This is a genomic window from Arthrobacter sp. TJ-238, assembly GCF_058269215.1.
In genome coordinates this window covers 73,820-86,003 of sequence record NZ_JBZCNH010000001.1, presented here as the reverse complement: position 1 = coordinate 86,003, position 12,184 = coordinate 73,820, and the positions used below count along the sequence as shown (strand labels likewise).

Annotated in this window: 6 protein-coding genes and 2 tRNA genes; 2 read left to right on the top strand and 6 right to left on the bottom strand. The window is 70.6% G+C overall.

Annotated elements, in window-relative coordinates; translation table 11 throughout:
* Positions 1 to 15: 15 nt before the first annotated feature.
* Positions 16 to 103, bottom strand: a tRNA-Ser gene (locus AC4D2O_RS00405).
* A 104-nt stretch (positions 104 to 207) separates the two neighbouring features.
* Positions 208 to 2,295, bottom strand: coding sequence for a prolyl oligopeptidase family serine peptidase (locus AC4D2O_RS00400; RefSeq protein ID WP_490904473.1), 2,088 nt, complete (start codon positions 2,293 to 2,295; stop codon positions 208 to 210).
* A gap of 92 nt (positions 2,296 to 2,387) precedes the next feature.
* Here AC4D2O_RS00400 and AC4D2O_RS00395 point away from each other — a divergent pair, with 92 nt between their 5' ends.
* Positions 2,388 to 4,361, top strand: coding sequence for an FAD/NAD(P)-binding protein (locus AC4D2O_RS00395; RefSeq protein WP_490904471.1), 1,974 nt, complete (start codon positions 2,388 to 2,390; stop codon positions 4,359 to 4,361).
* Between the two features lie 156 nt (positions 4,362 to 4,517).
* Here AC4D2O_RS00395 and AC4D2O_RS00390 read toward each other — a convergent pair whose 3' ends face one another.
* The 3 genes from AC4D2O_RS00390 to AC4D2O_RS00380 all read right to left on the bottom strand — a co-directional run bounded on the left by AC4D2O_RS00390 (position 4,518) and on the right by AC4D2O_RS00380 (position 10,032).
* Positions 4,518 to 9,074, bottom strand: a complete 4,557-nt coding sequence (locus AC4D2O_RS00390) for an ExeM/NucH family extracellular endonuclease (protein ID WP_490904470.1) — start codon at positions 9,072 to 9,074, stop codon at positions 4,518 to 4,520.
* Positions 9,075 to 9,293: 219 nt separating this feature from the next.
* On the bottom strand, positions 9,294 to 9,806 hold the full coding sequence (locus AC4D2O_RS00385; protein WP_490904468.1) for a septum formation family protein: 513 nt from the start codon (positions 9,804 to 9,806) through the stop codon (positions 9,294 to 9,296).
* 138 nt (positions 9,807 to 9,944) lie between these two features.
* Positions 9,945 to 10,032 (bottom strand) — tRNA-Ser (locus tag AC4D2O_RS00380).
* Positions 10,033 to 10,090: 58 nt separating this feature from the next.
* Here AC4D2O_RS00380 and AC4D2O_RS00375 point away from each other — a divergent pair.
* Positions 10,091 to 11,065: an NAD(P)H-quinone oxidoreductase gene (locus AC4D2O_RS00375; protein ID WP_490904466.1), complete on the top strand. Its 975-nt coding sequence runs from the start codon at positions 10,091 to 10,093 to the stop codon at positions 11,063 to 11,065.
* On the opposite strand, the gene AC4D2O_RS00370 is transcribed toward AC4D2O_RS00375, so the two are convergent.
* On the bottom strand, positions 11,055 to 12,089 hold the full coding sequence (locus AC4D2O_RS00370; RefSeq protein ID WP_490904465.1) for an FUSC family protein: 1,035 nt from the start codon (positions 12,087 to 12,089) through the stop codon (positions 11,055 to 11,057). The two genes, AC4D2O_RS00375 and AC4D2O_RS00370, sit on opposite strands and share 11 nt — an antisense overlap.
* Positions 12,090 to 12,184 lie beyond the last annotated feature (95 nt).

The following is a 12,184-nucleotide window of genomic DNA, read 5'->3' as shown; positions in this document are numbered from 1 at the left end:
CCGGGGGCCCTGACGCGGAGACGGGGGGATTTGAACCCCCGGTAGGCTTTAGGCCCACACTTCATTAGCAGTGAAGCCCATTCGGCCGCTCTGGCACGTCTCCATCGGCTATCGCTAGCCTCCCAAGGTTACCCAGAAGGGGACGGCAAGAGCAAAACCACCCCGTCCCCACGGCGTTGCCGTGCGGGCTCTCGCGCGCCGCGAGTGTCAGAGCGAGCCGGTGAGCGCCCTCCAGAGGAACTCGAAGCTCATGGCGTGCATCCTCGCGGCCTGCCGGTTGTCGGCCGCGCCGGCGTGGCCGCCCTCGAGCGCCTCGTGGAACCAGACGTCCGGGATGCCGAGGTCCTTCATCTTCGCGGCCATCTTGCGGGCCTGCACCGGGCCCACCCGGTCGTCGCTGGTCGCCGTCCAGATGAGCGTCTTCGGGTAGGCGACGTCGTCGCGGAGCAGGTGGTAGGGCGAGAAGGTCTGCACGTACTCCCACTCCTCGGGCTTGTCGGGGTCGCCGTACTCGGCGATCCAGGAGTAGCCGGCGGACAGCTTCGTGTAGCGGCGCATGTCGAGCAGGGGCACGCCGCAGGAGATGGCGCCGAACAGGTGCGGGTAGGTGGTGAGCATGTTGCCCACGAGCAGGCCGCCGTTGCTCCGGCCCGTGCAGCCGAGCAGTGCCGGTTGCGTCACGCCGCGCCGAACCAGGTCCTCGGCGATGGCCGCGAAGTCCTCGTACGCGCGGTGCCGGTCCGCCTGCAGCGCGGCCCGGTGCCACTGCGGCCCGTACTCGCCTCCTCCGCGGATGTTCGCCAGCACGTACACGCCGTGCCGGCCGTCCTCCGTGGTGCGCTCGAGCCAGCCGCGCCCGATCACACCGCTGTAGGCGGGCGTCATCGAGTGCTCGAAGCCCCCGTAACCGGACAGCAGTGTGGGGTTGCCGCCGTCGAGCACCAGGTCCTTCTGCGCCACCTGGAAATAGGGGACACGCGTGCCGTCGTCCGAGACGGCGAAGTGCTGCTCGACCGCGAAGCGGGCCTCGTCGAAGTAGGACGGCGAGGACTTGACGGCCGCGTGCTCCCCGCCGATGGTCCCCCGGTAGAGCGTGGACGGTGTGAGGAACCCGGTGGCGATGAGCCAGTAGTCGTTACCGGTCTCGTCGTCCTCGTCGTCGACGGCGTAGGCGTCCACGGAGTGCAGCGGCGGGCACGCATCGAGGAGGTCCGCGGCCCAGTCCTTCGCCGGGTCGAGGATGCGGATCTCGGAGGACACGTCGCGCAGCAGGTTCAGGAGGAGGTGGTCACGGGTCCAGCTCCAGGACTGGAGGGACGTGGACGGGTCGGGGGCGAAGACGGTCGCGAACGTGCGCTTGCCGGCGAGGAAGTCCTCCAGCGCGATGATGAGGAGGGAGCCGGCGGCGTGCGTGTCGGCGCCCGCGGCCCAGTCCGTGCGCGGGCGGACGATCAGCCATTCGCGGTGCAGGGAGATGCTCGCGTCCTCGGGCACCTCGATGAGGCGCCAGCCGCCGTCCTGCCGCAGGTAGGTGCGGCGCGTGTAGAAGTCGATGGTGTCGACGGCGATGTCGCGCTCGAACCCGGGTGTGGGGTCGTGCAGCACGAGGGCCATCATGTGGTCCTCGTCCACCTCGAAGTACGGGTCCGCGGAGGCCAGGTCGCCGCCGCGCCGCAACGTCCGGACGGTCCGGGGGTAGGAGCTCGACGTCATCGAACCCGGCCCGAAGTCGGTGCCGACGTGCAGGGCGTCCGGCCCGGCCCAGCCGATACGGCTCTTAGCGGTCGGGATGTCGAAGCCGCCGTCCACGAAGTCGAGGGTGGTGAGGCTGAACTCCCGGTACCGCGCGGCGTCGCCGCCGTCGGGGGAGAGGACCACGAGCACCCGCTCGTACGGGGAGCCGTCGGCGGGGCGGAGGAAGAGCGCCCCGCCCCAGACCCACTCGGTCCCCTCGGCGGCGCTCAGGGCATCGACGTCCAGCAGGGTCTTCCAGTCCGGGGTGTCCGAGGTGTAGCTGTCCCAGGTGGTCCGCCGCCAGATGCCCTGCCGGTGCTCGGCGTCGCGCCAGAAGTTGTAGTAGTGGCTCCCGTGCTTGCCCACCATGGGGATGCGGTCGGTGGAATCGAGCACCTCGAGGATGCCCCGTTCCCGGGCGTTGAAGGCCGGAGTCAGGAGCGCGTCCTCGGTCAGGGCGTTCTCCGCGCGGACCCACGCGAGGCCGTCCTCGTCGTAGATGTCCTCGAGCCAGAGGAAGGGGTCGTCCGTGGGCGCGGTGGTCTCGGTCGAGTGCGTCATCCGTTCATCCTATGCAGGGCTCCTGCAGCGGGAGCCGTCCTGTGACGGGACCGGCAGCCGGGCGCGGCGGCGGGGTTGGATACGCTTGGGGCGTGAAGAACCAGGAGGCAAGGCGCGTGGCCGTCATCGGAGGCGGACCCCGCGGGACCTCCGTGGTGGAGCGGCTGATCGCCCGTCATCGTGCCCTGGGGGCAGCTGCCCCCGACCTCGCCCTGCACGTGATCGAGCCCTACGAGCCCGGCCCGGGACATGTCTGGCAGACGGACCAGTCGAGACTGTTCCTCATGAATACACCCTGTCTGTACCCGACGGTCGTCCCGGCAGGCCCGGCCGCAGCAGACGTCCCAGCCTCGCCCGGCGGCGTCTCCTTCGACGCCTGGCGGATGCGCGTGCAGGCCGGCCGGGTCACCGGACTGGGCGACGAAGATCTCGCCGAATGCGCGCGCTTGACCTCACGGGACTTTCCGAGCCGCGCGCTCTACGGCCGGTACCTCGCGTGGACGTTCGCGGAGGTCGTGCGTGGGGCCGCGCCGGGTATCACCGTCGCGCACCACCGCAAGGAAGCCGTCGGGCTCCAGCGCTTCGACGACGCCGCGGACGACCAGGTGCCGGGCGACGGACCCGGTCGCGCGGACGGGTGGCGGATCCTCCTCGACGACGGCTCCCGGCTGCACGTCGAAGACGTGGTTCTTGCGCTGGGGCATCTCGCGGCGACCCTCACCCCGGAGCAGGCGAGGCTGCAGGACGTCGCCGCCCGCTACGGGCTGCAGTACTGGCCGCCCGCCGTCCCCGCCGACGTGGCCTGGAGCCGCCTCCCCGCAAGGAAGACCGTCCTGGTCCGCGGGCTCGGCCTCAACTTCTTCGACGCCATGATCCAGCTGACGGAGGGCCGCGGCGGGAGGTTCTCACCCACCGACGGTGGCCGGCTCGAGTACGAGCCGTCCGGGCGGGAGCCCCGGATCGTCGCGGCCTCCCGGCGGGGGGTGCCCTACCGGGCGAAGGCGTCCCTCGACTCCTACATCCCGCGCAGCGTCACACTGCGCTACTGCACGCCGGCCCGGGTCCTCGCCTTCCGGCGGTCCGGTGTCCAGCCCGGCTTCGACCACGACCTGTGGCCGCTGCTGCACCGCGACGTCCTCTGGGCGTACTACACGACGCTCTGCCGCACCACGGACCGGGTACTCGCGGTGTCGCCCGAGGTGTTCCTCGCGGAGCTCGACACCGCGATCGGGATCGACGGCCCTGCCTGGGAGGCCGCTGCGGGGGATGCCGTCGCCCGCGCCGTGCCCACAGGTCTCCGGCTCGACGTCGAAGCCCTCGCGCAGCCGTTCGCGCGGCGCCACTTCGCCGACGGCGAGGAGTATGCGGCCGCCGTCCTCGCCTACCTCGACGCCGACGCGGCCGGATCGGCCGAGGGCGAGGACGACCCCCTGAAGATGGCGATCGGTGCCATGAACGCCGGGAGGTCGGTGATCAAGCAGGCGGTGGCCGACGGCGGGATCTCGGACTCGTCGTGGAACGCCGAGCTGCGCGGCTGGTTCGAGCCGCTCGTCGAGGGCCTCGCCAGCGGACCGCCGCCGGTGCGGATCGCGCAGCTCGCCGCGCTCGTGCGCGCAGGCGTCGTCCGCTTCGTGGGGCCGAACCCGAGCTTCGGCTTCGACCCGGACGAGGGACTGTTCCGGGCGACCTCCCCCTGGGTCCAGGGCGATTCCTTCACGGCGCGCTACCTCGTGGAGGCGATGATGCCCGCGAACCGGGTGACCACGAGCCTGTCCCCGCTCATGCGTACCCTCCTGGAGGACGGCACCGTCAGGCCGCGGACCCTCATGGGGGAGGACGGCGTGCCGGTCACCTCCGCCGGGCTGGACGTCACCCTGCCGCCCTACCGTGCGGTCGACAGCACCGGCCGGGCCCAGGACGACCTCTTCGTGATCGGTCTACAGCTCGCCTCCGTCCAGTGGGGGACGGCCATCGCGGCCGAGGCCGGGGCGTCGCTGGAGGCGGGCGGCAGGACACTGCTCGACGCCGATGCGATCGCCGCCGCGCTCCTGGAGCGGGCCGTCTGAGTCGCCGCGTTCGGGAGCCGGACGCAGCCGGATGTAACCGGATGTAACCGGACGCAGCCGGACGCTCCCGGGCCCGGTTCCGATGCCGAAAAAGGGGACCTTCACCATGCTGGTGAAGGTCCCCTTGATCATGCGGGCCGGAATCCGGCGATCTACCTAGCCCTCGAGGCAGCGTTGGTAGTTCGCCAGGTGGGCGCGGTAGCTCGCCCAGCTACCGTTGTTCGCGCCCTCCGCCGGCAGAGCAGGCTCGGAGCAGGCGGGCTTGCCCGGCTTGCCGGGCTTCACCGGCTTCACGGGCTTCTCCGGCTTGCCCGGCTTGGGCGGCTCGGCCGGAGTGACCGCTTCGACGCTGACCGGCAGGGTCACCGTCGTCGCGCTCGGTGCGGCCGTCAGGACGATCCGTCCCTGTCCGCTCGCGGTCGTCGGGATGGTGAGGTTCACCGTGGCGCTACCGCCGGCGACCGGGACGGACCCGAGCTGCGTGATGGTGCCGTTCGCGGCCACGAAACTCGCGGCCAGCGTGGTGTTCACCGGGCTGCCGAGCGAGGTGAGGTCCAGCTTCGACACCGCGAAGGTGACGGCGTCGCCGGCCTTCACCGTGGTCGGAGCACCCTGTACCTGCACGCTGCGGCGGTCGAACGACGGCGACAGCGGGCTGTTCGCCCTGATGTAGTCGATCCACGCGTCACGGTCCACCAGACCGGACTCGCGGGTGTCGGTGCCCTCACGGAAGGCGGTGAAGTTGTCACCGCCCTGGGCGAGGAAGCTGAAGGTACCGACGCGGTACCCCTTCGCCGGGTCCAGCGGTGCACCGTCGATCGTGACGGAGGTGATCCTCGAACCCCGCGCGAGCGTGGGGTCGTAGGTGACGCTCACGTTGTCCGAGAGACCGAGGGCCAGGAACGCCCGCGAACTGCCGTCGGGCTGCCACTGCTGCTCGAGCATCGCCTTGAACTGCGCACCGGTCAGGGTGGTGGTCCAGAGGTCGTTCACGAACGGCAGCACAGCATTCGCCTCGGCGAACGTCACGACGCCGTCGGGTGCGTAGTAGAGCTCGTTGCGGAGTCCGCCCGGGTTGACGACCCCGATCTGTGCTCCGCCGCGTTCCGCGGAGGAGAGGCTGGCCTTCAGCGAATCGGCGACGAGGTTGCCGAGCGTCGACTCCGAACCACGGTCATCACGTGCAGCGCCGATGAAGGCCGACGTGATGTCCTTGGTGACGGATCCGACGGGCTGGCTGCCGATGACCGCGGCCTCCGCGAGGGCCGCGTCGACGATGCGCTTGACCTCGGCGACCCGGGGGAAGCCGGCGACGAGGGCTGCGTCGGTGTCCGTGGTCCGTGCGACGTTGCGCGCCGTGTAGGACTGGACGTCCCCGGTGGCCTTGTCGACGGTCAGGCTGATCTGGCCGACGAACTCGCCGTAGGAACCGGTCTGCAGGATGGGCCGGGTCTTCCCCGTGACGCCCGGGACGGGAGCGTCCCACGCGTACTGCTTGTGGGTGTGACCGGTGAAGATCGCATCCACGGAGGGTGTGGTTTCGGTGACGATCTTCGCGAACGCACCGCCTGCTGCGAGCTCCTGCTCGAGGGTGGCCTGCTCGACGACGCCGTCCCCGGCGCCCTCGTGGTACTCGGCGACGATGACGTCGGCGAGGTCCTGGTCCTCGATCTCCTTCGCCACGCGGTTGACGGCTTCGACGGGGTCGCCGAAGTCGACGGTCGCGATGCCGCCGGGGCTGACGAGTGACGCGGTCTCCTCGGTGACGACGCCGATCACGGCGACGTCGACGCCGTCGACCGTGATGATGGTGTACTCGTCGAGGGCGGGCTCGGTGGTGCCCTTGGTGTAGACGTTGGCGCCGAGGTAAGGGAAGTCCGCCGCCTCGGTCACGCGACCGGTCAGGTCCTCCAGGCCCTTGTCGAACTCGTGGTTACCCACGGCCGAGGCGTCGAGCTCCAGGGTGTTGAGGACGTCGAGCGTGGGCTGGTCGTCCTGCAGGGATGAGGCGAACAGCGAGGCCCCGATGTTGTCCCCGGCGGACAGGAACGCCGTCTTGTCCTCACCGGCCTCGGCGCGCAGCTTCTCGACGGTCCCGGCGAAGCGCACCGTATTGGCGTCGATCCGGCCGTGGAAGTCGTTGATGTTCAGCAGGTTGAGCTCCGCGGTGGTGTCCGCGGGCGCGAGGTCGAGGCCCACGATCACGGGGTCGTGGTCGCTGGCGCGGTACTGGTCCGCCACGTAGTAGTCGGTGACGTTGTTGTTGAACCGGCTGTACTCGAGGGCGACCGACTCCGCGGAGTTGATGTTCCACGTGTCCACGCCCGTCACGGCGGTTTCCGCGGCAGGCGAGGCCAGGATGTGGTCGAGCGAGCCGCTCAGGCCCGAGAAGACGTACGAGAAGTCGCCCTCCTTCTCGCCCTGGTTGACGTACCCGGCCTCGTACAGGACCTGCATGGGGTCCTCCTGCGTGTACGAGTTGAAGTCGCCGGTCAGGAAGACCTTGTCCGTCTTCGCCGTCGCCTTCATGGTGTCCGCGAAGGCCACGAGGGCCTTGGCCTGCGTGACGCGTGCGGCGTTCCAGGCGCCCTGGCCGTCGCGCTTGTCGGCGTCGCCGCCGGAGCTGGGGCCGGAGCCCTTGGACTTGAAGTGGTTGACGATCGCGAGGAAGGTCTCCGCCTCCGTGCCGCGCACCGGCTTGAACGCCTGCGCGAGGGGCTTGCGGGCGTTGGAGAACGCCACCTTGTCGTTGAGGATGACGGACTCGCCCACAGGCTCCGCCACGGCCTGCTTGTAGATCAGGGCGGTACGGATGAAGTCCTCGTCGGCGGGAGCCGGAACGGCCGCGGGTGAACGGACGTAGTCCCAGGTGCCGGGAGCCTTCTCATTGAGCGCCTCCACGAGGGTGGCGAGCGCGGCGTCGCGATCCTTGCCGAAGCGCACGGAGTTCTCGACCTCCATGAGCGTCACGACGTCGGCGTCGAGGCCGTTGATGGCGGCGACGATCTTCGCCTCCTGGCGCTCGAAGCTGACCTTGTTCGCGGCGCCACGGGAGTTGCAGCCGCCGTCGACGGTGATCGGGTTGCCCGCGCGGTCGGTGAAGTACCGGCAGCCGGTCTGGTCCTCACCGGTGGTGGGGAAGTAGTTCAGTACGTTGAACGATGCGATCTTCAGGTTCCCGCCCACCTCCGCCGGAGCGGCGGGGCGCTCGCCGGCGAACTGCACCGGCTGCACGCCGCCCGGGTTCGCGCCGTCGAGCTCGGCCAGCGGCTGGAACTTCCAGGCGCTGTTGCGGTAATCGAGGACCACAGGGGAGGTGAAGGTGGCGCCGTAGCCGACGCGCACGGGCTGGGACTGCGTCAGGTACGGGAGTACCTTGTCGCGGTTCGCCCCGGTGAAGAAGTTGGTCGAGGCGCCGTCGTCGAGCCGGACGCTCCGGGCCGCGTTGTCCGCGGTGACCGCTGCGTTCTCCGCCGTGCCCGGGCGGGCGACGTCGGTCGGCTGGCGGAGGGGCTCGGTGCCGGCGGCCAGGGTGACCTCGCCGTACTGGTTGAGCGTGTAGTTGTCCGCAACGGTGTACGCGCCGGAGGGCTGGAACAGCATGCCCTCGACTGCCTCACGCGCCGCCTCCGTGGCGGGCAGTGCGATGGTCGAGGCCTTGGGCTCCTCGGCCGCCTCGGTGAGCTTCGTGGTGCCACCGGCGGGGACGGTGAGCTGCGTCAGGTTGAAGAACTCCCCGGCGGTCCCGGTGACCTCCACGTAGTCGCCCACGGCGACGGACCCGACCGTGTCGGGGGAGTAGATGAAGAGGGCGTCCGAGGCGGTCTGGTCGGCTGCTGCCGAGCTGCCCGCGGTCTGCAGGTAGAAGCCGGCGAAACCGCCCGTGGGGTAGGCGGCCGTGACCTTGCCACGAGTGGTCACGGTCTGCCCGGACAGGGGTGTCGTGGTTCCGGTGCCCTGGATGTCACGGATGGGGGTGACGGGGCCGGGGGTCGGAGGCTCGGTCGGTGTGGGGGTGGGAGTAGGGGTCGGCGTGGGAGCCGGTCCGCCCGGGGTCGTGCCGCTGTTCGTGGGCGTCGGGTCCTGCAGGGTGAAGTCCGCGCCGTTGTTGTCCGTGTCGGCGAAGGCCGTGCGGTTGGCGGACTTCGTGCTCCCGGAACCGGGGGTCGGAGCGACCGTTCCCTCGAACGCGGTGGCGGTGCCGTAGCCGAGGGCGTCGACGACGCCGGGCGTGCCGACGATGGTGCCGGTGCGCAGGGCGCCGACGCTCGTGGCCTGGTTCGCCAGCACGAGGACGCCGCCTGCGGCACCGGGGTTGATTCCCGCTGTGAGATCAGGGGTGGGCAGAGCGGAACCCGCCGTACCGTTGGTGCCTCCCTGGATCAGGAAGTAGCCCCTGGCCGGGATGGTGCCGCTGAGGGCGGTTGCGCCCGGGGTCGCGGTGGATACGGGCGCCCGGTACTGCAGCGACCAGCCGTCCAGGCTCACGGGTGCATCGGTGGGGTTGTAGAGCTCCACGTACTTGTTGGTGAACGGCGTCCCTGCGGAACCGCCGGTCAGATATGCCTCGTTGATGACGACGCCGTTCCCTGCGACGGACGCCGTCGCCGGTGGTGTCTCCACCGCACCGGCCGGCAGTGCGATCATCGGTGAGGCGATGAGCCCCACCGACAGCGCCGCACCGAGCGCACCCTTCCATGACGAATTAACCATTCGTTCGATTTCTCCTTGACGATGGCCGCAAGACGGCCGTGTGTGTAGCCCGCCGACCCGTCGATGGGTGGGCGCGTTGGCATGAGCACCATATGTGACACAGGTGACATTCCATCCCCAGGAGTAGACAACCAGAACATCGTGAACATCTGGTTACCAAACCACCGTGAGCCTCCCGAAGATCTGAACCAGGTGATCTCTCGGCGGGAGGGATACCCGCTATCTGCGGGCGTTCCTCAGTGTCCCCGTCACCGGTTCCTCGCCCTGCTCCGCGACGAAGCAGAGGATCTCGCGGTCGCCCGCCGCTTCCCAGCTCTCCTCGACAGGGTAGAAGTAGAGCAGTTCGAGGACCGAGGCGTCGTACTCCAGGCCCACGTACGTGGCGAACTCCCTGGCGCAGAACTCGCCCGCGGCGGTGTTGGCGGCGGGCACGCCGGGGTACTCGCCGTCGGGCATGTCGGTGCGGGCGAAGGTCTCGAAGACGTGCGGCTGATCGCACGGCAGCACGGTGATGTCGGTGACGCTCTCCGTGCCCGGGTCGTTGATGCAGTCGCCCACCTGGAGGGAGAAGGCGTCCGTCGTGGCCTCCGCCGTCACGGCGCCGTCGGCGTCGCGCTCCGGACCGGGTGGGCCGAAGACACCGCAGCCCGGGACGGAGGCGAGGACCCCGATCACCGCTGCGGCCGCCGTCGCCCGAAAGCGTCCCCTGCTCCTGTGCTGCCCAGTACCCATCGAGACTCCGTCATCGGCCACGGCGCCCGTGGCATGGCTGTTGCTCCTCGGGACAGTACCGGATGGCAGGCACCCCGGCACCCGACGACAGCGGAGGCGCAAAAAGGGAGGCCCCGCGCTGCGGAGCCTCCCTGGGAGCGGAAGGTAAGGGATTCGAACCCTTGAGACGGGGTGACCGCCCACTGGTTTTCAAGACCAGCTCCTTCGGCCGCTCGGACAACCTTCCACCGCTAGTGTTTCACGAAGGGCGGGGAGCCCCAAATGCCGAGGGAGTGGAGGCGGGCATGCGTGCAGTGGTCATCGAGGGTGCCGGCGGGCCGGATGTCCTCTCCGTGCAGGAGGTCCCGGAGCCCGTACCCCAGCAGGGCGAGGTGCTCATCGAGGTCGTCGCCGCGGGCCTGAACCGCGCCGACGTCCAGCAGCGGCGCGGCCTCTACCCGCCGCCCGCGGGTGCGTCCCCGCTGCCGGGCCTCGAGGTCTCCGGTCGCATCGCCGACGCGGGCGGCTCGTCGTTCCGAGCGGGGGAGCCCGTGGTCGCACTGCTGGCCGGCGGCGGTTATGCGGAGAGGGTCGCCGTACCGGCGGGCCAGGTGATTCCTGCGCCCGACGGCCTGGACCTCGTCGGGGCCGCGGGCCTCCCCGAGACGGCCGCGACCGTGTGGTCGAACCTTGTGCTGCAGGCGGGCCTCGCCGCCGGGGACGACGTCCTGATCCACGGAGCCTCCGGCGGCATCGGCGTGATGGCCGTCCAGGTGGGTCTCGCCCTGGGCGCTGTGCCCCATGTGACGGCAGGATCGGCGGCGAAGCTGGAGATCGCCCGGTCCCTCGGCGTACGGACGCTCATCGACTACCGCGAGCAGGATTTCGTCGAGGAGGTCAGGGCGGCCACGGGCGGCCGGGGAGTGGACGTCATCCTCGACGTCGTCGGCGCGAAGTACCTCGCGCGGAACCTCCAGTCCCTCGCGGCCGGCGGGCGTCTCGTGGTGATCGGGCTGCAGGGCGGCGCGACGGCGGAACTGGACCTCGGGATGCTCATGGGCAAACGGGCGAGCGTGGCCGGCACCACGCTGCGCGCCCGGCCCGTCGCGGAGAAGGCCGCCATCATGGAGGCGGTCCGCCGGAACGTGTGGCCGCTCGTCGCCACGGGGGCCGTGAAGCCCTTCGTCGATCGGACCTTCCCGCTGGCCGACGTGGCGGCCGCCCACGCCTACTTCGACTCGGGGGAGCACACCGGGAAGGTCCTGCTGGTCATGGACTGAGCATGGTCCGCTCCTCCGCAGCGCGCTGCCGGAGGTGCAGCGCCAGCACCAGGGCGATCCCGACGAACGCGCCGATGCCCGTCTCGAGGGCCCGGTCCGCGAGCAGGCCCGCCGGGTCGGTGGGGTGGGCCAGCTCCGTGGAGACGAGGGCGAGCGGCGTGACGAAGGCCTGCGCGAGCGCGTACTGCCGGAGGATGAACATCTCGGCGGCGAACTGCGCGACGGCGATCACGAGGACGAGCTGCCATGCCGGGAGCCCCGGGAGCAGGATCAGCGCGGTCAGGACCAGCCCGGCGAACGTCCCGAGCAGACGCTGGAGGCCCCGGGTCACGCGGGCGCGGGCGGTCTGACCGACCAGGGGGACCGTCGCCGCCACCATGGCCCAGTAGGTGTGGCCGATCCCGAGCAGGGTGGCCACACTGCCTGCGAGGAGGGCCGCCACCGCATACAGGGCGGCCTCGCGTCCCAGGGCAGCGAGGTGCCGGGCGGTCGGGTGATCGGCGGGTGCCCTGAGCCAGGGTGTGCGGTGACCCGGCCAGAGGAGGCCCACCTGTCCGAGGAGGACGGCGAACGCCACCGTTGCCGCCGCCGTCGTGAGCCCCTGCCACAGCGGCGGTTGAACCGGCACCGAGGCGATCGCCGCGAAGGCGAAGATATGGAACAGGGATCCACCCGGGCGGAGGCGGAACAGGCCCGCCAGGAAGGTGCCCAGCCCCGCCACCGCGCTCGTGAGCAGGATCAGGCCCCACGGGCCGACGTCGGCGCGTGCGGTGAGCGCCGCCGCGAGGATCACCGTGAGCATGAGTCCACCACCGCGCAGCTGGGTGGCGAGCCGCGGACGGTGTGGCTCGTTCCGTCCGTAGATGCCGGCGAAGGCCCCGAAGGTCGCGAACACCGCGAGATCGAGCCTGCCGAGCAGCAGCACGACGAAGAGGGGGACTCCCACTCCCACGGCGCAGCGCAGCGCGGGGTGGTGGTCGGAGGCCGAGGGGGCCATGTGCACGAGGTCGCGGAGGAGTGGCACGGAATGCGGGCTTCCGGTCGGAGGGATCGACGGCGCCGCTGGCATCGGGTGGCGGAATGCCACCGATCAACCCTACTCCCGTCACCGTGCCGCGT

Excerpts from the sequence above, each read along its gene's own strand:
- AC4D2O_RS00400 (WP_490904473.1), bottom strand. The coding sequence starts at position 2,295 with ATGACGCACTCGACCGAGACCACCGCGCCCACGGACGACCCCTTCCTC.
- AC4D2O_RS00375 (WP_490904466.1), top strand. The coding sequence starts at position 10,091 with ATGCGTGCAGTGGTCATCGAGGGTGCCGGCGGGCCGGATGTCCTCTCC.
- AC4D2O_RS00390 (WP_490904470.1), bottom strand. The coding sequence starts at position 9,074 with ATGGTTAATTCGTCATGGAAGGGTGCGCTCGGTGCGGCGCTGTCGGTG.
- AC4D2O_RS00385 (WP_490904468.1), bottom strand. The coding sequence starts at position 9,806 with ATGGGTACTGGGCAGCACAGGAGCAGGGGACGCTTTCGGGCGACGGCG.